Source organism: Sporolactobacillus putidus (assembly GCF_014647035.1).
Classification (GTDB): domain Bacteria; phylum Bacillota; class Bacilli; order Bacillales; family Sporolactobacillaceae; genus Sporolactobacillus; species Sporolactobacillus putidus.
Window position 1 is genome coordinate 120,276 of sequence record NZ_BMOK01000006.1, and the last position, 26,284, is coordinate 146,559.

The window sequence follows — 26,284 nt, forward strand, 5'->3', positions numbered from 1 at the left end:
AGAGCCCTTAATTTCACGAAATACGTCTTTAATGAGTGTTTTTTGCATCGCACTCACCACTTAATCTCTTCAACATTGACGGGGTTAGGATTGATCTCCATGTTTTCAACACGTCCATTTTTGATCTTGATCAGTCTGTCGCCCATCGGAGCAATCGCCAGATTGTGCGTGATCAGCACAACGGTCATGCCGGTTCTCCGACACGTATCCTGTAAAAGCTTTAATACGGAACGACCCGTGTTATAATCGAGAGCACCCGTCGGCTCGTCGCAAAGCAGAATCTTCGGATTTTTTGCGAGTGCGCGGGCAATGGCTACACGCTGCTGCTCACCTCCGGAAAGCTGTGTAGGAAAATTCTTCATTCGTTCTTCCAGGCCTACCTGCATCAGTACATCACGAGGCGGAAAGGGGTGATCACAAATTTCAACAGCCAGTTCCACATTTTCAAGGGCGGTCAGGTTTTGCATCAAGTTATAGAACTGAAAAACAAACCCAATTTGTTTACGACGGTACGTGATCAATTGCTTTCGTGAATAGTTGTTGATCTCCTTGCCGTCAACGGTAAAGTGTCCTTTTGTTGGGGTATCCATGCCACCAAGAATATTCAGCACAGTACTCTTTCCAGCCCCACTTGGACCCGCTACTATCGCAAATTCCCCTTTATTAACAACGAAATTCACGCCGGAAAGAGCATGAACAACCACCTCCCCCATTTTGTACTGTTTGGTTATTCCATTAAATTCAATGATGGGTTCACTCATATTCACTTCCTCCTCCCTATAAAAATAAAGAATGGGTGACCAGGGGATTACCCTATGTCATCCATCCTAACCATCAAGAATGAAATAAAAATAGAAAAAGATAAAGAAAACTTAAGAATTGACGATGGGCAGCTTTAGTTCAATACCAAAATCGTTGTTCCAAGGCTTATAGGCCCGAATCGAGCCCCCATGCTTTTCGATGATTTCCCTGCAAATAAAAAGACCGAGGCCACTGCCCCCTTTTTCACGGGATCGGGATGGTTCTCCGCGGTAAAAGCGATCAAAAAGAAACTGCAGTTTCTCCTCCGGAACCTGCATCCCGTTGTTTTCAATTTTTACTTATATCATTATGGCTTTGTGTTATATAAACATGCACAATAAGTGGCCGCGCACCGTATTTGATCGCGTTGCCCATGATATTCGCAATTAATCGGTTGATTAAGGACGCGTCAACTCGGACCGTCTGGGTATTGTCTATCTTACTGTCGTATTCAAGCTTCGCATCCACACCATCCCATTCTTCTGTATAAGGTTCCAAAACAGATTGCCAGAATTCTGAGGCAGAGACGATTTGAAAGTCTACAGGTGCATTTAAATCAGTGACAAGCGCAGCGTCCTGAAACTTATCAATCAGGTCTCTGATATCGTCCGCCTTCCGACTGATCACTTCATAATAATGCTGCTGCTTTTTCTGATCCGAAACTTTTCCGGAAGACAAGCGCTCGGTATACGTGATGATCGATGTGAGCGGTGTTTTCAGATCGTGCGAAATGGCTGCCAGCATCGTCTGTTGCTGTCTGTCGACAGTTTGTAATCGATGGATCATTTGATCAAACCTTTTTTCCAAAACACCGATCTCGTCATGCCGGTAGTCCTTTGCCCTTATTTTCATTTTCAATGGATTGTTCTCCATCCGTCTATAAAGCGCTAAAACAGGTTTTGTAATGGATAGGTGAAGAAAAAAGGCGATCAGTAAAAAAAGAGAAGTAAAGAGAAGCAAGATGATCCATAGGTACTTGATGGCGTACTCTTCAAATACCTCGGTGCGTGTCAAATTCATCCCATTTATTCGCAGGCCATATCGTACGATGCCTCGCGTAATGATATAATCTTTTGCCGATATGTTAATAATTGTTGGCGATTGACCCAACGACCACAGTACGTTTCCCTTTACATCCAGTAATTGAATTTGCATTCTATGATTCGCGTAGGGGGTCAGCAGTCCCTCTATGCTCTTCTCATCCTTGGATGCAGACGCTTTTTCAGCAAGTCTTGAAACCACATTCTGATAATACTGTTCTTCTTTTACCACATCATAGCGAAAATCATTTCTGAAGAAAAAAATAAAACTGAGCAGAAGTGTTGCGACAAACAGGAGAAACATGACAAGAAAAAACACGGAGAGCTTAAAACGAATGGATTGGTGCATCAGCCGTCACCTTCCAGCTTATAGCCGATACCCCAGATCGTTTTGATTCGGTGTCCTTCACTGCCCAGTTTGGAGCGAAGATTCTTAATATGCACGGTAATTGTATTGAGGTCTCCACCATAGCGGTCATTCCAGACAGCAGAATAGATCTGTTCACGTGTGAGTACCCTGTTCTTATTTGCAAAAAAATAACTTAGAATTTGAAACTCTTTAGTAGAAAGATCAGCAGGCACACCATTCACAGCGGCCCACCATTTCGATTGATAAAGCTCAATATTTCCTAAATGTAAAACGTCTCCTTTTCTCTCTCTTTTTTGTTCACGTCTTAAATGGGCATTGATTCGAGCAATAAGTTCATCCATTGAAAACGGCTTGGCAACATAATCATCTGCACCCATCTTCAGAGCGATGACTTTGTCAATATCACGACTCTTTGCACTGAGAATAAGCACAGGAGCGTCTGAGTCTTTTCTAATCTGGTTCAACGTCTCCAATCCGTCCATTTCCGGCATCATTATATCAAGTACAAAGATATCTATTTTTTCAGACTGCATCAGATCAAGCACCTGTGAGCCATTATATGCGCGGCTAACAAAAAAACCTTCATCCGTTAATGCATCAGATATGATCTCGACAATTTCTTTGTCGTCATCTGCGATCAGGACTCGATACGGCAACTTCATCACTCCAATGATGTGAATGAAAGTCAAAAAGATTGTTAATTAAAGTAAAAAATGTGTCGTTCCGTATTACATTGCGACGGAACAGGACGATCAGGCATCCAGATAATACGGACGCTTCTCTTTTTTCACTCTCCAGAACAGGATCAGCCCGACCCCGAAAATGATCAGTACGACTGCCAGCCATTGAGAGACACGCAGCGGTCCCAGCATCAGACTGTCTGTCCTAAGCCCTTCAATGTACGAGCGACCGAGCGAATACCAGATAACATAGGACAGAAAAAGTTCACCACGGCGCAGGCTCACCCGCCTAAGTATAAGGAGGAGGATAAAGCCGGCAAAATCCCAGACCGACTCATACAGAAAAGTCGGAATATAGTAGGTGCCGTCAATCAGCATCTGATTGACAATAAAATTTGGAAGATGCATATTCTCAAGCGCAGCTCGGGTCGTCGGACCACCATGGGCCTGCTGATCCATAAAATTACCCCAACGTCCAAGTGACTGTCCAAGAATCACACTCGGTGCAATAATATCGGCCACCTTCCAGAACGATAGATGACGCATACGACAAAATACAATCGTCGTGGCTGCTCCTCCGATCAAAGCACCATAAATGGCAATGCCACCGTTCCATACAGCAATGATTTGTGCCGGATGTTGCGAATAGAAAGACCATTCAAAAGCGACATAATAGATACGGGCACAAATAACAGCGATCGGTACAGCAAACATGATCAGGTCAATATATGTATCCTTGGGAAGACCACGCCTGTTGCCTTCGCGCATGGCAATCATCAGGCCTAGCAATGCGCCGCAAGCAATAATAATACCATACCAATAAATGTGAATAGGGCCTAGCTGAATAGCGATCGGGTTCAAAGGTTGAACAGTCAAAAGTTAACTCCTCCACTTCAGCAATTATGTTTTTGATATTTCGCTTACTTATCGAATAAATTGTATCATATTGATTTTTTTATTCTATTAAGACTTACGCCATTCTACTAATATAGAAACTAATTATCAGAATAAAAAAAACGATCAGAGTAATCACTGCATATAAATAATCTTTTTCTATGAGAAAGGCGATAATTGAAATGCCCACTCGAAAAACCGGAGTGAGCATGAGGAGGAGTAGTCCCGTCAAAATCACCCCGTATGACTTCAGTGCAAAACAACCTTGTATGATATCTTTGATATGCGTTGGATAACGATTTGCCTCATATCCCGATTGACCCTCGGCATAAAACAATATAAGTCCAAAAATAACCATTATGCTACTCATCGCTATGCCTATCCTTAATGTCCACCCAATCATTATTCCGACTGAATCAATGTTCTTCTCTCTGGTTGCCTTTGTTTGCGAATAGCTCACCACTTCCACCCCAATCCTTCGAGAATCATCTGAATAGCGATATAAGCGATCACCGGAACAAAAATAATTCGAATGGTTTTGCTTTTCATTCGCTGCATGATCTTAGTACCAATTGTTGCTCCTACGAGTACACCAATGGCAATCGGTCCGGATATTTGAGGATCAATATCACCACGAAGCAAATAAACACCGGCACTCGCTGCCGCGGTGACGCCCATCATAAAATTGCTCGTTGCACTGGAAACCTTCAACGGCAGTTTCATGAACAAGTCCATGGCCATGACCTTGAAACCGCCACTTCCAATTCCAAGCAATCCTGAAGCCACGCCAGCTCCATACATCACACCAAATCCTGCTGGCACATGAACTGCATGATAGGAGACTTCTTTTTCTAGATTTTTATCATAATAACTCCCATTCAGCTTCATTTTATTGGCTAAGGCTTTTCCCCTGTTCTGATCATATTTCTCTGCTTTCTTTTTTTGAAGCATGGCTAACGCTGAATATAATAAAAAGAGCCCGAAAATGATATAGAGCACATTTGATGAAATCAAACCCGCTAGGAAAGCTCCAGTAATAGCGCCAATGGTCGTGGCAACTTCCAAAAACATACCGATACGCAAATTGGTAATCCCGTCATTAATATAGGCAATCGCTGCACCGCTTGATGTCGCAATAACAGCAATTAGGCTGGCTCCTATCGCATGATTTATGTCAACACCTAACATCAGAGTCAATATTGGAGTGATTATCGTACCCCCACCAAGTCCAAGAACAGAGCCAAAGATTCCGGCAAACACAGCAACAAAGATGAGTTTTATTACGAGTAGCGACAAAATTCCATCTCCTGTAAGAATCATTAAGCACGACAATACTTATTCTGAAGTCTCCAATGATGCCGTGACAATCATATTAGATGCGGTACTCTTAGGTAAACCGGCATAAGTGTCTCCTACTATTTATTAATAGTATGCCTTGTTCATTGATAATAAAAATATTATTATTTTATTAATATAATAAGTAATATATTATGGAGGAAGAAAATTGACATTCAGACATCTTCAAATATTCATCACCGTATGTGATAAATTGAACATGACAGCTGCTGCCGAATCCCTTTTTTTATCTCAACCCGCAGTCAGTCAGGCCATCTCTGAACTTGAAAAGCATTTCGGTGTTCGGCTTTTTGAGAGGCTGTCCAAAAAACTTTATCTTACAAAGGCCGGGGAAAGCCTTCTTTATTATGCGCGTCACATTGTCCAAATGAATTACAAAGCAGAGAAAGAAATGCGTTCGCTAAGCAAGAGAAATTATATACGAATTGGCGCAAGTGTCACAATTGGTGCCTATATACTTCCGAAACTCATTCTAAAGTTTAAAGAATTGAGTTCAGAGAGTACGATAGAAGTTATTGAGGATAATACCACAAAAATTGAAAAACTCATCTTACGAGACCAGCTGGATTTAGCTCTTGTTGAAGGAGAGACGACTTCAACGGACCTCATCAAGAAGTCATTCATGGAAGATGAACTTGTTCTTATTTGCAGCCCTCGCCACCGTTTTGCTGCAATGACCTCTGTGAATCCGCATGAACTTGAAACGGAACCCTTCATCGTCCGTGAGGAAGAAAGCGGAACACGTAAAAAATTTGAAGAGGTTATGGCAGAAAAGGAACTGTCCTGGCATGCTTCTTGGACATGCAATAACGTCGATTCCATTAAAATGGCTGTTGCCGCGGGACTTGGTGTCTCTGTTATTTCAAAGTTTGCCGTAATAAACGAAGCTTGTTCCGGCCATTTGTGTTATAAGAAAATTGATGGTCTGCATTTCAATCGTCACTTTAAAATGATTTATCATAAGGATAAATACTTGTCCCCGACAATGCAGAGGTTTATCAAACTGTGCTACCTTCAAGATTAGTCCATTTAAGGATAAAATTGGGAAATAATTGTTAACCGAACATGCTGATTTAGCCGATCATCCCTTTTGTATCTTTGTATCTTGCTCAATCGCACACACCTATGATTCAAAAACTGGTTTTTCTTAAGCCTATGCACGATGGACAGTTTGAAGGATCAGGGCGTTCAGTTTGTTGCCTACCGGAATGCCTTGAATGCGCATCACATACTGAAAGAAGATCTATTTGCATTTGTATCTGTTGTTCCGGCAGGGTTGTTGAATTAGTAGAGAAGCAAAGCAGCGGTTATGCGTACATTAAGCCCTAAAGTGAAGAGCATTTTATGAGCGCTGGTTTAAGCGCTCAATAAAATATCTTTCACTCACTCATTGAGTTGTATTAAATGGCAGATACTTAGTTTTTCCGAAATTAGCCTAAATAAAAAGTGAGAGGAAGGGTTAAGCATATAAAAATGCGCTGAACCCTTCCCCGAAGATTAAAGAGTTATCCATTTAGAAAATAACTATGCAAAGAACGAAAAATGATTAACGGTAGATTGTGAAAAATGTTATCACCGAAAGAAGAATAGAAGTAATCAGCATGACTAGAAATGGTTTTAATGCTTTTGTTCACAAGTCATTCAGACTGACGTTCAATCCTAAGCCAATCATGGCCGTGGTCAAAATAAATGAGGAAAAGGAAGAAATACCATTCATCACATTTTCCGGTAGCGTAAACAAATGCCCCAGCACATAGCTTCCAAACAGACTCACTACAATAAATCCAACAAGAAGCTTTTCCCTTCTCTTTTGGTCAATTATTGATTTTTTCAGCTTGTTGCCGATCAGGCAAGATTATGCATGAACAAAACCCATGATCCGATCAGGATCATATCCGAGTACCCACTGACCATTTACATTTATTTGTGGTACACCCATTTGTCCGGTTGTTTCCACAAGACGTTGACCGGCAGCGGGATTTTGCTGTACATTGACTTCTTGAAATGGCAGCCCTTGTTTTTTTAGAAAATTCTTCACCATGTGACAATAAGGACAAGTATTGGTTGTGTACACAATAATTTCATTCATCGTCCATAACTCCCTTGTAAAGTTTTTTACAATCTTAGCATTTGGATTCCTTATCTCAGGCGAGCCGATAACTCAGTTTCTAACTGTTCGTTTCGACTACAATTGTAGTATATACCCGTATGGGTATTATTGAAACTGTTTTGCCCACAATTTTTTCAATCAGTCCTCGGTTCCTTGTTCTTTCGGAGGATGCCAGATCACCTTCACGTCATCAACCGTTTACCACGAAAAACAACAGAAAAACAGTCGGAAGACATATGGTAAAGTGTCTGCTTCCGGTAAAACAATCATCAAGATTCCCTATTTAGCTCTCATTATATTAATGTAACGAAGTCCACTTAGAGTGTGAAACAAAAGCAAACCGCGTGATCTTTTTGATCCTGCGATTTGCTCACTCTAGTCGATCTAATTTGTTACTTTGCTATTTAATAATCAGTTTACCGTACATGCCCTCTTGCGCATGGCCGGGATACGGACAGATATAATAGAACGTACCTGGCTGACTTGCCTGAAATGTAATCGTGGTCATTGCGTAATGGCCGCCTGAGGTTTTTGGCAATGGACGTATGACACTTCCTGAATAGATACCTCCATCCATCATGGACATATAGTCATAGGGCGGTGCTGCATCGGTGATTTCAAAGGCGTGCGGCACGTCTGCATCTTCGTTTATAAACTCTACAGTTACATCAGCACCTTTTGTCACGACCAGCTTCGGATTGATCAGGCCGTCAATGACAAATTTGCCATCGGCCTTTTCGGGACCGCCCGCAATGACAAGCTTCACACTATTGCCTGAATAGATAATGGTATTCGTTTTTTTGTCAACCTGCGCATTCTTCTGTGCGGCAGCAGTATCCTTCTGAACGGCAGATTCGGTGACACTGGCTTGGCCGCTGTAACTATCTGCTGCCCCGTTCATCATGCCGTATCCGCCACCCATCATACCATAACCATATCGGTCATATCTCGCTGCATCTGGATTGGCATTACTGTCACTGCGATCTGTTTGCGCTGCTTCAGCTTGGGTCTGTGTTTTATTCTGCACGGATACAGCAGAGACTGTTTGAATCGCACCAAAGATGATTAATCCTATTGCAAAGATGCCGACAACGGACAACGCAGCAATTGTTATTTTAATTTTCACGATCCATGCCTCCTTATAAGAATCTGCGAAATGATTATTTATCGCATTGGTATACCTCTTTAAATCGTCATCGGGATTCTAATGATAAAATTGCTTCCCTTACCGGACGCTGATGCGACACGAATCGTTCCCCCGATCTGCACCAGATTCTGCTTCACAACATACAGTCCCAATCCTTCTCCGGGAACCTCCTGAGCGTTGCTTCCCTTGTAATAGGCTTCAAATAAATGCTTCTGTTCTTTGGGCGATATACCCGCACCTGTATCCCTGATCTCGATCGTGAGCATCTTCTCATCCGCCCGGAAGAAAACCTCCACCTTACTGCCCGGTTGGGTGAATTTGTAAGCGTTGGTCAGGATGTTGTAAATGCTCTGGCTCAGTTTATACAAATCGGTCTTAATCATTACTTTCTCGTGACTCATCAAGGAAAGTGCGACTTGCTTCTGATCGAATTGAAGCTTAAGCCCGGCAATAATTCGTCGTAGTAAATGACTGAATTCGAATACTTCGATGCGGAGCGGAGATACTTTTCTTTCAGTATCCAGCAGACCGCTCATATTGGAAATGATTGAGGAAATGTTCTCGATCTGCATTTCACAGGTTTTGATTTCCTCTGGTGTCATATCGATGACCCCGTCCTGAATTCCTTCCAGATGTGTCTTCAATATTGTGAGCGGCGTCCGCGTCTGATGAACCATTTCATCAAGAAGACGCTTGCGCCCTTTTTGTTTCAGCTTTAACCGTGATTTCAATTCCTTCAGGCTTTGCTGGATAATCCGGACCTCCCGGATTTTTGAGAGCGGAATATCCGCCTGATTTCCCAAATCGATATTCAGCGCCATAGATGAGGTACTTCTTAAGTCTCTGCTCAATCTTCGGCTCACGAAGAGCCCGATCATCAGCAGCAAAGCCAGCACGGTAATGAAAGAGACCAGACTGTTGCGGATCAGCGCGGAGCGAAACATCATGGAAGTCAGAGAATCACCGATGGAACTGTAGTGCGTCACGTTTACCGTGCCGATCGAAATGCCGGATTCCTTGAGTTCCGTCCGGTCGACCTCCTGGGAAAATGTGCCCGGCGCCCTGTGCAGCATCATACCGCTCATCATATTGTTTATGCTGCTCATGTCATTACTCACATTCGCAATGACAGAGCCATCCGCTTTATAGAGTGTGATTCGGGTAACCGGATCGTTCAAATATGATGCAAGCTGCGCCTCAATCTGCCGGGTAGTCATGTTCTTTTGAGAAAGTGCTATTTTTGAAAAACTCTTGATCTGTGACAGGCTTTTATTATATTCACCGGTCGTGTAGGTCTGAAAATAGCGGTTGATGAGCGAGCTGAAGATCAGCGTATTGACAACGATCGCAAGAACGGCCGTCAGGGTCAGCATGATCAGCCACTGCCGCCGTATGGTCATTGTCTTGCACCCCCGAAAATGTAACCCGCACCATACTTTGTGACGAGAATCTTTGGATGCCTGGGATCTTTCTCGATTTTCTGACGAATACGCTTGATATAACTATCAATGTTGCGGTCATATCCCTCGTAATTGTTTCCATATGCGAGCTCAATGAGCTGCTCTCGGGTCAGCACCTGACCTTGATGCCGAAACATAACAAGAAGTAGCGCGTATTCAGCGGAAGTGACAGGAATCTCTTCCTCTCCCTTATAGAGCTTCATGCCACCGGTATGCAAGATTAACGCTTCACAATGATAAACCATTTCATCGGTTTTATGGTAAACCCGCTTTATAATTGCTCTTACGCGTTTCATAAGCTCTTTCAGGCTGAATGGTTTGACGACATAATCATCTGCGCCAGTGTCAAACCCGTGAAGCCTGTCGATTTCCTCCTGCTTCGCCGTGAGCATAATAACCGGAACGTCAGATACCTTTCGGATTTCCCGCAGCACCTCAAAGCCGTCGATTCCAGGCATCATAATATCCAGCAGAACGAGGTGAATGGTTTGGCTTCCGAAGATCTCAAGTGCTTCGAATCCATCTTTCGCGAGAAAAGGAACGTAGTCTTCGTTCTCAAGATATTTGGCTACGACATCCCGTATTTCCTTTTGATCTTCCACAATCATCACATGATAGTCCATTCCACTCAACTCGTCCCCATTTGAAAATTATGCTGCTTTGCCTGCCTCATCAAATACGTCCGCTGTTTATTTGCCCAGTACCTTCTTCATCTTTAAGTACTCCTCTTCACTTATTTCTCCCTTTGCGTAACGGAGTCTCAAAAGTTCGAGTGAACCTTCATCCTTTTTTTTAGGTGATGCCATTCTGAACAGAATCACGGCGACGATGATCACCGCAGCCAGCAGAAATACACCCGCACCGATCATCATCCCGGGCCCCCAAAAACCGTTTCCATAGCCAAAACATCCACCAAGACCATTATATCCTCTGAAGTACATCATACAAATCCTCCTTGACTGTATTTAAATATTGTCGCTTAAGACCGGATTGTTTTCAGCATACGATTGTAGGTATCTTCATCAATCTCCCCTGAGACAAAACGCTGTTTCAAGATCTCTTCTGCATTTGACGTTTTAGCCTGACTAAACCTAATACTACCTTTTTGATGGAGAAAGTAGTATCCACCAATCAGAAGCAGAATAATTAGAATAAGCATCAATCGGAGACCTCCTTTGTATGGTTTCTATTGTCATTATTGCTGAGAAATGTGGCACAATTATGATTAAATTTCATTAAGTTCCAATTTAAACTTGGCATAAAATACTTGAGAGTGCAATTTAAATACGAAACTTATTTGCCCGATGATCTCTTGTATTTTTAAACACTATCTGGGTGACATTACGTAAAAAGCGACTCAGTACTTTTTGATCATATTTATGCTGAAGTTGTTGGCCTGTTAGGTTAGTGGTGAGTGTCGTTGATTTATCTTGTCTCGCATTTCCAATTGCATATAAAACACGATGAACAAAATCCGTGCCGCTTTATCTGTCTCACTTGATCCTGTCTCGGCACCCAAATCATCTAAAACTAAAAAATCGGTAGAAGTAACTTACAGCCACGATACATTTCCCGGTACATGATCCTTTTTGGTCTTGCGCCCGGCTGCTGCTTTGGCGAAATGCTTGGTATGACTTGGAACTGCATTGACACAAAGAAACGGACAGTCAGGATCAACAAGACCTGGGACTATCACAGTACACAAACTTTCGGTACGACGTAGACATTTAATAAAAACGAAAAAGCACCAAAAACCGTTTTATATCAACGATTTTCAATGCTTTTTTAAAATCTTCAAATTCTCTTTGATGTTCCAAAAATGGAGACGGTGGGAGTCGAACCCACGTCCAGAAGCATCGTAATTTAAGTTTCTACGAGCGTAGTCGATGTATTAGCATTTCGCCCTAGCGTCGGCCCACCGACAGGCTTCCGCAGGACTATCCCGGTTAATCTCTTCCCTGGCCCTCAGGATGCGGGCTTCCGGCGTATCCCACTAGAGTGAGTCCCTGACCCTACCACATGGGCGATGGAGGGAGGGACCGCTAAAGCTGATTAGGCAGCTAAAGCGAGGTTGTTGTTAGCTTTGCCAGTTATGGCTTTGGCGTTTTTACGAGGCCGACCCCCTCGGCTCGCCGCTTAAACCCGACCTACCCCTGTCGAATCCGAAACGTCCCCGAGCAAAAAACGGGGTGATGAATCATGTTCCATAACTGATTGCTCTATTGAGCAGTTCAATAATTATAGCAGACAACATTGTAAAATGCAACTCATAATTTTTGACGCTCACGGAACGCTTTTTCAATTTCACGCTGGGCGGATTGTTTTTTCAATGTTTCCCGCTTGTCGTAACTTTTCTTGCCTCGTCCAAGTCCGACAAGTACTTTTGCGAATCCGTTTTTCACATATACTTTTAGCGGAACCAGCGCATAACCCGTTTTATCCGCAGCAGCACCCAGCTTATTGATTTCTTTCTGGTGCATGAGAAGTTTGCGCGTTCTGAGCGGGTCATGGTTATAGCGGTTGCCCTGCTCATACTGGCTGATATGCATGTTATAGAGAAAGGCTTCTCCATTCTCAATACGCGCAAAAGCGTCCTGGATGCTGACCTTTCCTCTGCGAATCGATTTAATTTCCGTTCCCTGCAAAACGATGCCAGATTCGACCGTCTCTTCGATAAAATAATCATGGTGCGCGCGGCGGTTCTGCGCAAGAACGCGGCTTTCATCTTTTGCCACTTTATTCACCTGCCTGACTTTCCTTCATTATCCCATTATATGCTAACTTGATCGGCACGGACAAGCACGCACCGAAAGGGGCTTCTAGAATATAAAACGTCTATCATGGGTTGTTATCAGTCGTCGCGGACGATTTATCGGTCGTCAGCAGCAATTTATCGGTCGTCGCAAGTGATTTATCGGTCGTCTTGAACCGGTTATCGGTCGTTATGGACAGTTTATCGGTCGTCGCCGGATATCCGTTTATTAGGCCATAACGAATTCACCGGCTAAAATGACCGGTCATTATTTGATTGTTTTCTTGGGCAAAATATCCAGAAACAGAAAAACAATGATAAAAACGACAGAAGAAAGAATCAGGTCAAGCGGTGTCTTGTTTTTGTCCGGCATGATATAGGTGAACCAAATCCATTGAGCCGCAAAGAAGGCAATAAACAGGCCCAAATAGTTGAGTGTTTTATTATCATTCAGAGTCATCCCTCTTGAGCTTCTTTCAGTATAAAAGCGGTGCGGCTCTTTAATGGTTCATCGCGATTATTCCGGATGAACGGTCATGGGTTGCCGAGCACCTGATAAATGGCGTGGGCGACCCCGTCCTCTTCGCAGCGCGTGGTGACAAGGTCGCATTTTTCCTTAATCGCGTCGTCCGCGTTGCCCATGGCGACGCTGAGTCCCGCGACATCGAACATGGAGAGGTCGTTATAATTGTCGCCGACGGCCATGACGTCGCTGAGCGGGATGCCGAGATAATGGGCCAGATGGTCGAGCGCGTTTCCTTTCGACACATTCGGGGGCATGATTTCAAAATTGCCGGTACCGCTGGTCACAATGCTGTAGTGGTGCTGCGCTTCATAAACATCGCGGGCTTTCTTGAGCTTCGCGTCGTCATAGGAAAAAACGATGACTTTATAAAAATCGGCCCCGGTTTTTTCAATTTCCCGCCAGTCACTGAAGAATCTGTAGAAATCATCGCGTGTCGCGCCCTGGAACCCGACTGACCGGTCTTCATGAATATTCAGGCGTTCCAGTTCTTCATAGAGCCATTTTGTCCCATCCTCGGGAACATAAATATTCTGTTCCGTATAAACACCCATGTAATATTTCTGTTTGGCAAGTTCGGCAACGATCTCCAGCGCCTTGGTGCGATCGAGAAAATCAGCGCCCAGCAGTTTTCCGTCGGCCGAATGAATCGTCGCCCCGTTTGTGCCGATCACATGTGTATCCATATCGACGTCTTTCATCTTGCTCTGGACGTCAAAAAACGCTCTTCCGGAAGCGATCGTGAGCGTCACGCCCTTTGAGCGGGCGAACCTCAGAGCTCTCAGATTTTCCCAGCTGATCTCTCTTTCATGATTCAAAAGTGTTCCATCCATGTCCAATGCTATCAGTTTTATCATCATTTCCTCCTGATCAATCATTATCGAAGGCATTATACCAACCAAGGCTACACTACAGATGCTCACGGCGCGCAAAGTCGACAAAACGGAATTTATCTGCGCGGTGCCTCGATTCCGTGAACTGAAACAATTGAGTGTTGTCCAGGTACACAAGGCTACGGACAACAACCACGCTGGAAACCGTTGACAAGGTTAAATACTGCCTGTCTTCTTCATTTGCTTCTTCGACCGTTATCTGTTTTTTTGCAAAGCCTATTTTCAGATTCAGTTCATTCTCAATATAATCATACAGTGAGTGCTCGCAAATGTCCGCGGTCAGCATCGGTACAGTGTCCAAAAGCAGGAAATCTTTGTCCAGAATCACCGTTTCACCGCCGACCGTGCGGGATCGGATAACTTTCCACAAATTCTGGTCTTCTTCAAGATTCATCAGCTGCTGCAGCTTTTTATCCGGTTTCATTAAAATGAGCTGACGAACCGTGGTCTTCCATTGTTCTCCGGTATGCTCGGCAAGTTCCCGAAAACTGGTTAGTCCGGAAACCGGAAAATCAAAGCGGCTGACGTCAAGCACGACCGAGCCCTTCCCCTGGATCTTCTGAATATAGCCGTTGCGTGAAAGGAGCGCGAGCGCTTTGCGTATCGTTTCACGGGAAGCCCTATACTGGTCGCCCAGCTCATTTTCCGAAGGAAGGAGCTGGCCGGCCGGTAGTATAGCCCTGCGGATTTTACTCGAAAGATCCTGGTAAATGTTTATAAATTTGTTTTCATGCATGATCGTCACGTTCCTTGTTTGCTTCAAGCCGTCCTGGAACAGAATACAGGGCAGATCGCTCCTTGCATGCCGCTCCAGTATTATTATAGCAAATCATTGCAAATGATCGCTCAGAAATCGTTCCAGTTATTTACAATGATCCGACAGTTAACTATTTACAATGGCTGCTCATTGAGCTTTCCACCAAACAATTAAACCCTTTTCGCGGTGATTACAGTCACCCTAAAAAATGAAAAACTCCAAGTGAACACCCTTGAAGTTTTCCATCACCGGTTATCTTGTCTACCTTGAGATAGGTCTGGTTTCAGACAGCCTTTGCCGGGTTTTTAGCCCGTTTTATTTCTTGTTCCTTTTGCATTTTATCGCTGTATCCCCAAATATAGGCGACAGTGAATCCAACGATCAAAGAAGCGGCACTTGCAATGACAAATCCCCAGAAGCTGGCATCAATACCCACTTTTGGATTGATGAATGACGGGAATCCAATCAATGAACCGGCAAATCCCCACATGTTGACATGCAGCAGTCCTGTGATGAAGCCGCCGACAGCACTGCCGATCAAACCTGAAATGAAGACCCGGCGGTATCTCAGGTTAACCCCATAAATAGCCGGTTCCGTGACACCGCAAAATGCCGAAATCGCAGCGCCCCAGGAGAGTTCTTTCAAGTTTGTCTTTCTGGACTTGATGGCGACGGCCAAAACCGCCGCACCTTGTGAAACCATCGTCTGGCAGAGAATCGCGTTCAGATAACTGTGCCCGGTTGTCGCAATATCGTTGGCAACAAGCGGAACAACGCCCCAGTGCAGGCCAAAAATAACGAGGATCTGATAAAAACCGCCGAGCAGCAATCCGGATACCCATCCACTTGTCTGCAAGCTCCAGGCAATACCCGAGGCAAGGCCGTCCGCCAACCAGGTAATCACCGGACCGGTGACGAGCAAAGTGACCGTACTGACAACGAGGATAACGATCAGCGGTGTAAAAATCGTCTGCAGATAGCCCGGCAGCCAGCTTTTTACCCATTTGGTCAGTTTCATAGCCATCCATGCAGCCAGGATCATTGGAAAAATAGAATACGTATAGGAAACAAACGGGAAATGCAAAGCGCCGAGTCCCATAATATTCAGTCCCTTGCCGGCCGCGGCCAGAATCGTTGGATAGGCAATGGCGCCGCCGATGACCGCCGTGACAATCGGATCACCGCCCAGGCGTTTCGCGGCCGTGTACCCGATGATGATCGGAAGGAAATAAAATGCCGAGTCGCCCATCGCATTCAGCAGCAAAAAGGTATTTCCGGTTGCCGAAAGCCAGTGAAAACCGGTAAACATGGCCAGCAATCCTTTTAAGATACCGGATGCCGCCAGGATGCCGACAACGGGAGACATGGAACCGGTAATAATACCAATGAATGCGTCGAATCCATTTTTAAACTTTTGCCCGGCACTTCGTTCGCTTTCGGCTTTCGTTTCGGCAATGGCCGCGTCGGTTGCATCAGAATCGCTGTATTCATGGCCGACTAAAGCAATAACCGCATCATAAACATCCGTTACCGCATGCCCGATAACGACCTGATATTGGCCTTGAGCTTTCAGAACATCGATGACCCCATCTTGATTTTTAATATTATCCGTTTTCGCGAGCGATTCATCCTTCAGATAAAAACGCAGACGCGTGATGCAATGAATCAAGCTCTTGATATTTTGCTTGCCGCCGACATTGGATACGATGCTTTTCGCTAATTCCGTGTAATCTTTGTTAGCCATCATCTTTCCTCCTACTTTCCTGTTATTATTGTAAACGTTTTACAAAATGTGCAAAAGCTGATTTATCTGACCGTTAAAAGTCCAACCGCTTCGCCGGCTGCCTTATTTCCCTTGCTGACATGAATCTGTTCGAGGGCGTCTTTTGAATTGGTGACAACGACGATCACGGTGCTGCCTTTGCCCTCTTTTTTTATTTCTCCGATATTCATCAATCCCAGCTTTTCACCGCCCTTGATTATATCGCCTGTTTTCACGGTCAGTGAGAAGGGGGCGCCTTTCAGTTCGACCGTATCAATACCAAGATGGATCAGAACCTCTAGGCCATTCGCCATTTTCAAGCCAATCGCGTGTTTTGTATCGGCGACCATCGTCACCTGTCCGGCAGCGGGGCTGACAAGATTTCCATCGTCGGGAACGACGCCAAATCCCTCTCCCATCATTTTCCTGGAAAATACGGGATCTTCCACTTCTGCCAGATCAATGAGTTTTCCGTTTACCGGCATGTATAACTGATCATCCGCCTCAACCTGTTTTGTCTTTTTAAACAGCTTAAACATTTTGTTCCCCACTTTCCCCATCGGTTAATAGACAGGCAATCGCCTCATATGGCCTTAAGATCATTTGTTTTTCAAAAGTTTTCCTGTCATCGTTTGAGATAAGCACCTGACTGCTGAGCCCCAGATACCTGTCGGGAATGGCAACGATCGTATTCTTTTTAAAAAAGTTGTTCAGGACCAGCAGCTTTTGATTTTTATAAGTTCTGACATAGGCAAATACATCAGGATGGTCCATTAAAAAGCTTTCGTATCCGCCATGAGAAACGATCCGATAATGTTTCCGCAACTGGATCAGTTTCTGGTAGTAATTAAAAATGCTTCCTTCTTTGAGTGCCTTTTCAACATTGATTTCTTTATAATTTGTCGGCTTCAGCCAGGGCCGGTGTTCGGAAAAACCGGCATGCTCTTTGTCAGACCACTGCATCGGCGTCCTGCTGTTGTCCCGCGCTTTGGTATGGACAATATCAAAGGCTTCCGATTCAGACAGGCCTTTCTCTAATAACATATGGTAGGCATTGGTGGCTTCTATATCGTCGTACTCGCGGATCACTTGGTAATCTGGATCGATCATCCCGATTTCTTCCCCCATGTAAATGTAGGGGGTGCCTCTTAATAAATGGATCACCGTGGCTAACATTTGAGCCGATTTTACCCGATATTCACCCGGATCCCCAAAACGATTGATTGCTCTTGGCTGGTCATGATTATTCCAGAACAAAGCATTCCAGCCATTTCCTTTTGCCATCCCTGACTGCCAGTCATCCAGAATCTGTTTAAGTTTCATAAAATCAAATTTCGTTTTTGTCCATTTTTCCCCATTTTGATAGTCAACTTTCAAGTGATGAAAATTAAACACCATCGTCAGCTCGTGATGATCAGGATTCGTATACCTGATGCTGTTTTGAATCGTTGTGGAAGACATTTCGCCTACCGTTATGGTGCCGGCTGCTTTGCCAAAACTCTCCCGGTTCATTTCTTTTAAATAGTCATGGACAACAGGTTTATCTGTGTATAAAAACTTACTCTCTTCGCCGGGCTTCGCATCGACGAGCCGTTCATCTTTCCCCGTAACATTGATGACGTCAAACCGGAATCCCTTGACGCCTTTCTCCATCCAGAAATTAATGACCTGATACAGTTCGCTTCGGACCTCCGGATTACGCCAATTCAAATCCGCCTGACTTTTATCGTATAAATGCAGATAGTATTGATCTGTATTCCCAAACTTTTCCCACGCCGGACCGCCGAATTTAGAGGTCCAGTTCGTAGGCGGATCGCCATTTGCTTTAGCGTCCCGGATAATGTAGTAATCCTGGTATTTTTTGCTGCCTTTCATAGCTTTCTGAAACCATTCATGTTTGGTCGAGGTGTGATTAAAAACCATATCGAGCATGACTTCAATTCGATGTTCTTTCAGTTTCGCCACAAGTTCCTCAAAGTCTTCCATTGTGCCGAGCCGCGGATCGATCGCCCGATAATCGGCAATATCATAGCCGTTATCTTTTTGCGGAGAAACGAAAAACGGATTAAACCAGATCATATCGATATTCAATTTCGCAAGGTAAGGTATTTTTTCGATAATGCCTCTTAAGTCGCCAATACCGTCATTATCGCTATCGTAAAATGATTTCGGATAGATTTGGTAAATCACTTTATCTCTGAAATCCAATCTCTAATTCCCCCCGGTCTCCCCTAAAAATCTTTCTTTCCACCCCGTATCGGAATCAACGGCGTACCTTCTGATGCCATACTTTAAAAAGATGAATAGGCGTGAACGGTCTGCCATTCCTTGAATAACCATTGCTTCTTTTCGGAAGAGCGCTCTTCTGTTAACGGTTACATTATAACGTTTCCTTTTATATTTGTATAGTCATGTTAACGTATTTTTTTAACTTGTATATATAAGTTATCTGCTTTGTGGCAAATATTTTACTTATAGTACAAACAAAGGGAGGCCGCGCATTTTTTAATATGCAAAGCCTCCCTAAAAAGAAAGACCCCTGAAAAATTCCCAGGGGTTCGTTTGTGAACAGATTATTTATTTCTGCCCTTGTTTTTGGCATAAGATTTTTTCTTTCCAAAACTATTATTACCGTGGCCGTTACCGCCCTTGCGGGGATCCGTTCCGCTGCCCGGTTTCCCACCGAAGTGTTTTTTTTCATCGCCTGCCGGCGTCTTTCCCTGAATAATCGTCGGGCGCGATTTCCGCTGTCTCGGCTTCTGCGGTTTCATGCCGACGACCTCGAAATCGACCGCGTGCTCGTCGAGATTAACGTCAAGAACGCGCACCTCGATTTCATCGCCGATCCGGTACAGGTGGCCGGTCCGCTCGCCGATCAGCGCCATATTTTCTTCGCTGTAGCGATAATAATCGTCGGTCAGATAACTGATATGAACCAGTCCTTCGATTGTGTTCGGAAGTTCGACGAACAGGCCGAAGTTCGTCACGCCGCTGACCACCCCTTCGAATGTCTGCCCGACTTTATCCTGCATGTATTCGGCTTTCTTAAGATCATCCGTGTCCCGTTCCGCTTCGACAGCGCGCTGCTCGCAGGCCGACGTATGTTTAGCGATTTCAGGCATCTGCTCTTTCCAGTACGCCTGCGTTTTATTATCCGTTTTCCGGTCGAACAGGTACTTGCGGATCAGCCTGTGTACCGTCAGATCGGGATAGCGGCGAATCGGCGACGTAAAGTGTGTATAGTATTCGGTTGAAAGCCCAAAGTGTCCAAGACATTTGTCATCATACTTGGCTTTGGCCATCGAGCGCAGCATCACGGTACTGATGACCGCCTCCTCCGGCTGTCCCTTGGCCTTCTCAAGCAGCGACTGAAGCGTGCGTGGATGAACATGATCCGGCGAGCCTTTAAGGACATAACCGAAATTAACCGCGAAATCGAAAAACTTCTCCAGCTTTTCCGGATTGGGCTCTTCGTGCACACGATAAATGAAGGGAAGATGCAGTTTCTCAAAATGCTCGGCAATCGTTTCATTCGCCGCGAGCATAAATGATTCGATCAACCGTTCCGCGACCGTCCGTTCACGCACAACGACATCGGTTGGTTTTCCCTGATCATCGACGATAATTTTCGCTTCCGTAAAATCAAAGTCAATCGCGCCGCGCTCATTCCGCTGTTCCTCAAGAATATGGGCGAGCTCTCCCATCAGGTCGAAGAAGGGAATGAGGTCGTGATAGCGCTCCAGCACCTCGTCGTCCTCACGCTTCAGAATCTTCCGCACATTCGTATAAGTCATCCGCTCCGTAGTCCTTATAACGCTTGGAAAAATGTCATGGCCGACAACGATTCCTTTGGGGGTGATTTCCATTTCGCAGCTGATCGCGAGACGGTCGACTTGAGGATTCAGGCTGCAGATACCGTTAGAGAGCCGATGTGGAATCATCGGGATGACGCGGTCGACCAGATAGACACTGGTGCCGCGTTCATAAGCTTCCGCGTCAAGCGAGGAGCCTTCCGTCACATAATGACTGACATCGGCAATATGTACACCCAGGCGGTAATTGCCGTTATCCAGCCGCGAGACGGTGACGGCGTCATCCAAATCTTTCGAGTCTTCGCCATCAATCGTCACAATGGTTTCATCCCGAAGATCGCGGCGGCCGATAAAATCTTCCGGCTGGATTTCATCGGGGACCGCTTCAGCCTCGGACAGCACTTCCGGAGGATATTCAAGCGGAAGGCCGTGCTTGTAGATGATCGACAGGATATCGATGCCCGGATCGTTTTTATGGCCCAGAATCTGGGTAATCATACCTTCGGCGTTTTTCCTGCCCTCAGGATATTTGGTAATCTCGGCGACAACTTTGTGTCCTTCCATCGCGCCGTGCTCCGCATTTTCCGGAATGAAAATGTCCCCGTTGATCCGGTTGTCGTCCGGAATGACAAATCCGAAATGCTTTCCGGCATTATAGGTCCCGACAACCTGCTTCACGGCGCGTTCAAGTATGCGGATGACTGTACCTTCTGGACGGTCTCCCCTGTCGCTGCTTTTCATTGAAACCCGTATAATGACCGTGTCCCCGTTCATCGCCCCGGCAAGATCATTAGGCCCGACAAACACATCGTCCAGTTTTTCGTCTTCCGGAATAATGAAAGCGAATCCCTTGGCATGGCTCTGCACCCGGCCCTTCATCAGATTCATTTTTTCCGGGAGACCGTAGCGGTCCGAGCGCGTGCGGATCACGAGCCCCTGTTCTTCCATTTCATTCATTATTTTGACAAAATCAGCAAAATCTTCCGTATGGCTTGCGCTGAAGGCTTCCTCAAGTTCCTGCAGCGTCATCGGCCGATACGTCTCTTCCCTCATATAATCCAGAATTTCCTGAATGCGTTCTTCCGCCATGTACATAAACCTCCCTGTCTTAGGAAACAGACCAATCCAGGCTTTCAAGAAACGCATAGATATCCTGGTCCAATTGCGCTTTTTCTGTTCCTAACGTGATCACGTGTGTGGACTGTTCATACCAATTCAATTGTTTTCTTTCGGACTGTATCTCATTATAAATAATATTTGCATTATCCGCATCAATCATTTCATCAAGGCGTCCCTGAACGATAAGTGAAGGCACGGTAATGCGGTGCAAATTAAGCCTGACATCGCTGATCAGGTTGCGGATAGCAGTGAGGAGTTTCGGAATCTTCTTCTTGATTGCAGACATTTCAGCAGCGATGTCCCGATCATTTTTTTCCTGATAAATCTTATAATTCTCTGCATACCTGAGAACTCCTGCATAGATTCTTTCCTGCTTCCGGCTGTCCGCCGGCGCGCACATCGGCACTAATCCCTTTACTGGAAAAGTGTATCCACATTTGAGAGAAAATACCCCGCCGATCGAAAGACCGCAGACGGCGATTTCCCGATAGCCGAGTTGATTCAGGTAACTGTATGCGGCACGGACATCCCGCCACCAATCGTCCGGCGTTGTTCTCATCAACTCTTCAGGAGGAACCCCATGCCCTTTGTAATGCGGCCCGTAACACGTATATCCGCGCTTGTACAGATAACGGCCCAACTGACGGACATCCGCAGAATTTCCGGTAAATCCGTGCAGGAGAAGAACGGCACGCGGTCCGCCTTCAAAAAGGAAAGGTTTTGGCGGCCTGACCTTCATTTTCCGTCATCTCCCCGTCAATCATTCTGCTTTAAGGCGAATAGCCCTCCTGATAAGCAGAATTCGCCCTTTTTTTCTGTTTCTTCACACTTATTATACGCTATAATGCGGGACAGGTCTAAAGAGAGCGGAAAATCATGGAAACTCATGTATAGGAGCGGCTGATCATCATATCCGGCCCCGCCCCTGTTATCCCGGCATCCGCAAAACGGTAAAACCGGAGCGGCAATCCACGTCTGATTACCTCTCCGGTTCATTGATCCCGATATCCTTTTATTTGAAGTAATAGCCGAGCAGAAATGCGGAAACAAAGAAAACGATCGCGAAAAAGATCGTCAGCCGATTCAGTCCGGCCTCGATTCCTCTCGATTTCTGTTTGCTGAATAGTTGTTCCGCCCCGCCTGTGATTGCTTCAGAAAGACCGTCTCCGCGGCTTCTCTGCATCATGACCAGAATCACCATGATCAGTGCGGAAACAAGCAGCACAACCAACAATAATGTATGCATGAACTAACGCTCCTATCTTCACGTTCAAGTAACCTTCATTTTTAATTTAACATACGAAGTGCTACGCCGCAACCGAAACGGAAAGAATAATGAATAAGGTTTCCGCAAGCGCCATCCGGCTGCCTCTCATGAAGCCGGCAGCCCTTTTTCAGCCGCTCTCATCCTTTTCTGTTTCCGGCGGTAAGCTACGGCGGAAAAAGTGACGCTGATCTCATAGAGAAGGAGGAGCGGAACAGCGACAAGTGAATGCGAGACAAAGTCCGGCGGCGAAATCATCGTTGCGAGAATAACCAGACTGAGATAGGAAGCTTTCCGCATTTTCCGCATCCGGGCAGGCGTTAAAATACCGAGATTCGTCAGGAAGACAACAACAACCGGGAGTTCGAAAAGAAACCCGAATGGCAGAACAATATTCAGTAAAAAACTGAAATACTTTTCTGTGGTAAACATAACGGTGAACATACCCGCATTCATAGCCACCAGAAAGTGAAGGATATTCGGGAAAACAACGAAATAACCGAAAAGGATGCCGCAAAAGAACAATAAAAAGATAGAAGGAATATAGGCTAGCGCGATTTTCCGCTCCTTTTCCGTCAGCGCCGGAGAGACAAACAGCCAAAGCTGCCAGGCCGCAATCGGTATCGTCACGCCGATCGCCGCGACCCCGGCAAGCATGAAATAGACCCAGATAATGTCCGTCGGTCCGAGAACCGTCAATTTTCCGCGTATATTTAGATCATTAATCAGCCAGTAATAGAGGGGGCGCACAAAAACCAGTGCGCCTGCAAAACTCAGAATAAAAGTCACCAGTACAATGATGAATCGTTTGCGCAGATCATTCAGGTGTTCCAACAATGTCATCTTTCGGCTGTCCTTCATCATTTCACCCGAATTCTCTTAATCTTTTTTTTCGCCCTCTGCGGTTTTGCTTTCAGTAATGGTCTGCTTCTGATCCTTTTTCTGCTCGTCATCCGACGTCAGCCCTTGAGTTGCGTTTTTAAACTCTTTCAGGGACTTGCCGAATGCTCTGCCGATTTCCGGAAGTTTGGACGGTCCGAAAATGATCAGCGCCACAACAAGAATTAAGATTAAACCGGGAATGCCAATGTTGCCGATACCCATTTTTACCAGCTCCTTTTATCATTTTGAAAATCATTATGACCATGTCATCTTCTTCATCGTCGAAGACAGGTAAGCCGAGCGTACGTCCTGCTGAACTGGCTCAGCAGATTCTCGGCAGCATCATCCCGGATAACCGGCGCAGGCGCCTCCTGCTGCCGAGCGGTGTTTCAAGCAGCAGCCGCCCTTCTCCCATTCCAGTAATATGGCCGATGACGGCGGCATTTCTTCCTTCGGGGAAGGCGCGAAGAACATCAAGCACCCTTTGACGGTCATTGCGGGCGACAATCAGAATCACTTTTCCTTCATTCGCCAGATAGAGCGGATCGAATCCAAGAATGTCGCATGCCCCCATGACTTCATTCCTGATCGGGAGCGCGGTCTCGCTGATTTCAATGGCGGCGCCAAAGTCTTCCGCAATTTCGACGAGAGTTGTCGCCACACCTCCCCGCGTCGGATCGCGCATCATCCGGACATGGGCCCCGCTTTCCAGCACCTTGTCAATCATGTGGTTCAGCGGCGTGCAATCGCTCTGAAGATCGGTCATCAATCCGAGTTCTCCGCGGGCAGCCAGAATCGCGATCCCGTGATCGCCAACCGTCCCGCTGATAATCACATCGTCGCCTTCCTGCATCTCGCCGGGTCGAATGGCATGTTCCGCGCGCTGCACGCCGATCCCTGTCGTATTGATATAAAGGCCGTCGGCGCCGCCTTTTTCGACCACCTTCGTGTCGCCGGCAACGATGCGGACGCCCGCCGCACTCGCCTCCTCGGCAAGCGAGCGGACAATTTTCCTGAGATCCTCAAGCGGGAACCCTTCTTCGATGATAAACCCGGCTGTCAGATACAGCGGAATACTGCCGGCCACGCTCAGATCGTTGACTGTGCCGGCAACGGCGATTTTTCCGATATTGCCTCCAGGGAAGAACAGCGGATTGACAACGAAACTATCGGTCGTCACCGCAATTTTTCCGCTTTCCAGTGATAGAAAGGCAGAATCGAAGCGGGAGGCATCCTGATTCTGAAAAGCGGAAACAAAGACTTGCTGAATCAGTTTGTGCGCGAGTTCTCCGCCGTCTCCGCAGGCAAGTGTGACTTTGCGCTCCATCGGTTATCCGTCCTTTCTCATGTAAGCGTAGTGTGCCGCGCAGCTGCCTTCGGTCGACACCATGCACGGCCCGATCGGATGCAGCGGTGTACAGGCCTTCCCGAAAAGGATACATTCCTCCGGGGAAGCGATTCCGCAAATCATGTCCCCGCAGCGGCAAAGCGTTTTCTTCGGTTCGCCGACTTCGACATTGAATTTCTTTTTCGCATTGAACCGGCTGTATTTCCCGCGGACATCCAGCCCGCTTTGGGGAATCACGCCCATACCGCGCCACGCTTCATCACACGGTTCAAAAAACTCATACATGATTTTCTGCGCGGCCTGATTGCCTTCCGGCCGGACAACACTTTTATAGTTATTGACAATGGCCGGCCGGTTATCAGTGATGATCTCCAGCAGTTTATAAATTGCGCTCAGCATCTCGACAGGCTCAAAACCGCTGATCACACCCGGCATACGGAATTCATCGATCAAGAACCGGTACGCTTTTTCCCCGAGAACGATCGAAACATGTCCCGGAAGCAGAAATCCGTTTATTTTTACTTTCTTGACGGTCAGCAGCTCCCTGAGCACCGGCTGAACCAGTTTAGTCGTCGCCCACATGGAAAAGTTGCCGACATTTTTCTTCGCGGCAAGCTGGATGGCAGCAGCCAGCACCGGCACCGTCGTCTCAAATCCGACGCCAAGGAAAATCACTTCTTTATCCGGATTTTCCTCGGCAATTCTTACGGCGTCCAGCGGTGAATAGACGATGCGCACATCACGCCCGTCCGTTTTCGCGCTGAGCAGGCTTCGCTTTGATCCGGGAACACGCATCATATCACCGAACGTACAGACAATCCGGTTCTCGGACTCGGCGACTTCAATCATGGCGTCGATCTGTTTCTGATCGGTGACGCAGACCGGGCAGCCCGGTCCCGAGACCAGCCGCACATGCCCCTGAAGAATCTGTTTGATGCCTGTTCTGGCAAGGGCCATCGTGTGCGAACCGCAGACTTCCATAAAGGCAGGCGTGATCCCCGTTCTTTCTTTGTACCTGTCGGCAAGCTGAATCACTTTCCGGGCCAGTTCCTTTGCGACTCCGGGATCAACGGGTTCAAATAATGCCGGCACGGGCCATCTTCCCCCACTCATTCAAGCTTTCGCGCGCGAAAACCTGATCGATAATCGACATCCCCTGTCCGGCGTGAACGATCACATATTCACCGACTTCCACTTCCGGTACAAAGAGAATGCCGACCTCCATCTTCGTTCCCATCACATCAACCAGAGCCGTATATTCTTTCTTTTCAATCACTTTTGCAGGTACGCCTACACACATGCTGCTCATCCTCC

The 26,284-nt window shown here is 46.0% G+C and carries 29 protein-coding genes and 1 other RNA gene; 1 reads left to right on the forward strand and 29 read right to left on the reverse strand.

Annotation, left to right across the window (positions count from 1 at the left end; genetic code table 11):
* Positions 1–53: 53 nt before the first annotated feature.
* From IEX81_RS08810 to IEX81_RS08835, 7 genes are all read right to left on the reverse strand, one after another.
* On the reverse strand, positions 54–761 hold the full coding sequence (locus IEX81_RS08810) for an ABC transporter ATP-binding protein (RefSeq protein ID WP_188802706.1): 708 nt from the start codon (positions 759–761) through the stop codon (positions 54–56).
* Between the two features lie 111 nt (positions 762–872).
* Positions 873–1,079 (reverse strand): ATP-binding protein, encoded by a 207-nt coding sequence (locus tag IEX81_RS16780; RefSeq protein WP_308424075.1) that lies wholly within the window; start codon positions 1,077–1,079, stop codon positions 873–875.
* A 10-nt stretch (positions 1,080–1,089) separates the two neighbouring features.
* Complete coding sequence (locus tag IEX81_RS08815; RefSeq protein WP_229727537.1) at positions 1,090–2,190, reverse strand: sensor histidine kinase; 1,101 nt, start codon at positions 2,188–2,190, stop codon at positions 1,090–1,092.
* Positions 2,190–2,867, reverse strand: coding sequence for a response regulator transcription factor (locus IEX81_RS08820; RefSeq protein ID WP_188802814.1), 678 nt, complete (start codon positions 2,865–2,867; stop codon positions 2,190–2,192). The genes IEX81_RS08815 and IEX81_RS08820 overlap by 1 nt, the downstream gene beginning before the upstream one ends.
* A gap of 96 nt (positions 2,868–2,963) precedes the next feature.
* The gene (gene lgt, locus IEX81_RS08825) at positions 2,964–3,767 is read right to left on the reverse strand and encodes a prolipoprotein diacylglyceryl transferase (RefSeq protein WP_188802707.1); all 804 of its coding nucleotides are present in this window, start codon (positions 3,765–3,767) and stop codon (positions 2,964–2,966) included.
* A 94-nt stretch (positions 3,768–3,861) separates the two neighbouring features.
* Complete coding sequence (locus IEX81_RS08830) at positions 3,862–4,254, reverse strand: DUF1634 domain-containing protein (protein WP_229727538.1); 393 nt, start codon at positions 4,252–4,254, stop codon at positions 3,862–3,864.
* On the reverse strand, positions 4,242–5,105 hold the full coding sequence (locus IEX81_RS08835) for a sulfite exporter TauE/SafE family protein (RefSeq protein WP_188802708.1): 864 nt from the start codon (positions 5,103–5,105) through the stop codon (positions 4,242–4,244). The genes IEX81_RS08830 and IEX81_RS08835 overlap by 13 nt, the downstream gene beginning before the upstream one ends.
* A gap of 184 nt (positions 5,106–5,289) precedes the next feature.
* On the opposite strand from IEX81_RS08835, the gene IEX81_RS08840 reads away from it, so the two are divergent.
* Positions 5,290–6,165, forward strand: coding sequence for a LysR substrate-binding domain-containing protein (locus tag IEX81_RS08840; RefSeq protein ID WP_188802709.1), 876 nt, complete (start codon positions 5,290–5,292; stop codon positions 6,163–6,165).
* An 831-nt stretch (positions 6,166–6,996) separates the two neighbouring features.
* Here IEX81_RS08840 and IEX81_RS08845 read toward each other — a convergent pair.
* The 22 genes from IEX81_RS08845 to IEX81_RS08950 all read right to left on the reverse strand — a co-directional run bounded on the left by IEX81_RS08845 (position 6,997) and on the right by IEX81_RS08950 (position 26,270).
* Positions 6,997–7,230 carry a glutaredoxin family protein gene (locus tag IEX81_RS08845; RefSeq protein ID WP_188802710.1) on the reverse strand — a complete coding sequence of 78 codons (234 nt, stop codon included), beginning with the start codon at positions 7,228–7,230 and terminating at the stop codon, positions 6,997–6,999.
* Between the two features lie 421 nt (positions 7,231–7,651).
* Positions 7,652–8,377 (reverse strand): cupredoxin domain-containing protein, encoded by a 726-nt coding sequence (locus IEX81_RS08850; protein WP_188802711.1) that lies wholly within the window; start codon positions 8,375–8,377, stop codon positions 7,652–7,654.
* Positions 8,378–8,436: 59 nt separating this feature from the next.
* On the reverse strand, positions 8,437–9,798 hold the full coding sequence (locus IEX81_RS08855; RefSeq protein ID WP_188802712.1) for a sensor histidine kinase: 1,362 nt from the start codon (positions 9,796–9,798) through the stop codon (positions 8,437–8,439).
* Positions 9,795–10,481 carry a response regulator transcription factor gene (locus IEX81_RS08860; protein WP_188802713.1) on the reverse strand — a complete coding sequence of 229 codons (687 nt, stop codon included), beginning with the start codon at positions 10,479–10,481 and terminating at the stop codon, positions 9,795–9,797. Before IEX81_RS08860 ends, IEX81_RS08855 begins: the two co-directional genes overlap by 4 nt.
* A gap of 66 nt (positions 10,482–10,547) precedes the next feature.
* Entirely contained in the window at positions 10,548–10,802 is a 255-nt protein-coding gene (locus IEX81_RS08865; RefSeq protein WP_188802714.1) for an SHOCT domain-containing protein, read from the reverse strand.
* 35 nt (positions 10,803–10,837) lie between these two features.
* Positions 10,838–11,017: an SHOCT domain-containing protein gene (locus IEX81_RS08870; protein ID WP_188802715.1), complete on the reverse strand. Its 180-nt coding sequence runs from the start codon at positions 11,015–11,017 to the stop codon at positions 10,838–10,840.
* A gap of 658 nt (positions 11,018–11,675) precedes the next feature.
* Positions 11,676–12,033, reverse strand: a transfer-messenger RNA (tmRNA) gene (gene ssrA, locus IEX81_RS08875).
* Positions 12,034–12,125: 92 nt separating this feature from the next.
* Positions 12,126–12,593 carry an SsrA-binding protein SmpB gene (gene smpB / locus IEX81_RS08880; protein ID WP_188802716.1) on the reverse strand — a complete coding sequence of 156 codons (468 nt, stop codon included), beginning with the start codon at positions 12,591–12,593 and terminating at the stop codon, positions 12,126–12,128.
* A 285-nt stretch (positions 12,594–12,878) separates the two neighbouring features.
* Positions 12,879–13,070 carry a hypothetical protein gene (locus tag IEX81_RS08885; RefSeq protein ID WP_188802717.1) on the reverse strand — a complete coding sequence of 64 codons (192 nt, stop codon included), beginning with the start codon at positions 13,068–13,070 and terminating at the stop codon, positions 12,879–12,881.
* 74 nt (positions 13,071–13,144) lie between these two features.
* Positions 13,145–13,990: a Cof-type HAD-IIB family hydrolase gene (locus IEX81_RS08890; RefSeq protein WP_188802718.1), complete on the reverse strand. Its 846-nt coding sequence runs from the start codon at positions 13,988–13,990 to the stop codon at positions 13,145–13,147.
* Between the two features lie 52 nt (positions 13,991–14,042).
* Entirely contained in the window at positions 14,043–14,762 is a 720-nt protein-coding gene (gene treR / locus IEX81_RS08895) for a trehalose operon repressor (RefSeq protein WP_188802719.1), read from the reverse strand.
* Between the two features lie 304 nt (positions 14,763–15,066).
* Positions 15,067–16,527, reverse strand: a complete 1,461-nt coding sequence (locus tag IEX81_RS08900) for a PTS transporter subunit EIIC (protein ID WP_188802720.1) — start codon at positions 16,525–16,527, stop codon at positions 15,067–15,069.
* Between the two features lie 62 nt (positions 16,528–16,589).
* Positions 16,590–17,084: a PTS sugar transporter subunit IIA gene (locus IEX81_RS08905; RefSeq protein ID WP_188802721.1), complete on the reverse strand. Its 495-nt coding sequence runs from the start codon at positions 17,082–17,084 to the stop codon at positions 16,590–16,592.
* The gene (gene treC / locus IEX81_RS08910; RefSeq protein WP_188802722.1) at positions 17,077–18,753 is read right to left on the reverse strand and encodes an alpha,alpha-phosphotrehalase; all 1,677 of its coding nucleotides are present in this window, start codon (positions 18,751–18,753) and stop codon (positions 17,077–17,079) included. Before treC ends, IEX81_RS08905 begins: the two co-directional genes overlap by 8 nt.
* Before the next feature lie 365 nt (positions 18,754–19,118).
* Positions 19,119–21,446, reverse strand: a complete 2,328-nt coding sequence (rnr, locus tag IEX81_RS08915) for a ribonuclease R (RefSeq protein WP_188802723.1) — start codon at positions 21,444–21,446, stop codon at positions 19,119–19,121.
* 19 nt (positions 21,447–21,465) lie between these two features.
* Positions 21,466–22,215, reverse strand: coding sequence for an alpha/beta hydrolase (locus IEX81_RS08920; RefSeq protein ID WP_188802724.1), 750 nt, complete (start codon positions 22,213–22,215; stop codon positions 21,466–21,468).
* Between the two features lie 273 nt (positions 22,216–22,488).
* Positions 22,489–22,722: a preprotein translocase subunit SecG gene (secG, locus tag IEX81_RS08925; protein ID WP_188802725.1), complete on the reverse strand. Its 234-nt coding sequence runs from the start codon at positions 22,720–22,722 to the stop codon at positions 22,489–22,491.
* Between the two features lie 126 nt (positions 22,723–22,848).
* Positions 22,849–23,583 carry a twin-arginine translocase subunit TatC gene (tatC, locus tag IEX81_RS08930; protein ID WP_373292349.1) on the reverse strand — a complete coding sequence of 245 codons (735 nt, stop codon included), beginning with the start codon at positions 23,581–23,583 and terminating at the stop codon, positions 22,849–22,851.
* A 36-nt stretch (positions 23,584–23,619) separates the two neighbouring features.
* Entirely contained in the window at positions 23,620–23,844 is a 225-nt protein-coding gene (locus tag IEX81_RS08935; protein WP_188802726.1) for a twin-arginine translocase TatA/TatE family subunit, read from the reverse strand.
* Positions 23,845–23,944: 100 nt separating this feature from the next.
* Positions 23,945–24,949, reverse strand: a complete 1,005-nt coding sequence (hypE, locus tag IEX81_RS08940; RefSeq protein ID WP_188802727.1) for a hydrogenase expression/formation protein HypE — start codon at positions 24,947–24,949, stop codon at positions 23,945–23,947.
* A gap of 3 nt (positions 24,950–24,952) precedes the next feature.
* Positions 24,953–26,062, reverse strand: a complete 1,110-nt coding sequence (gene hypD, locus IEX81_RS08945; protein ID WP_229727539.1) for a hydrogenase formation protein HypD — start codon at positions 26,060–26,062, stop codon at positions 24,953–24,955.
* Positions 26,046–26,270, reverse strand: coding sequence for a HypC/HybG/HupF family hydrogenase formation chaperone (locus IEX81_RS08950; RefSeq protein ID WP_188802729.1), 225 nt, complete (start codon positions 26,268–26,270; stop codon positions 26,046–26,048). The genes hypD and IEX81_RS08950 overlap by 17 nt, the downstream gene beginning before the upstream one ends.
* Positions 26,271–26,284 lie beyond the last annotated feature (14 nt).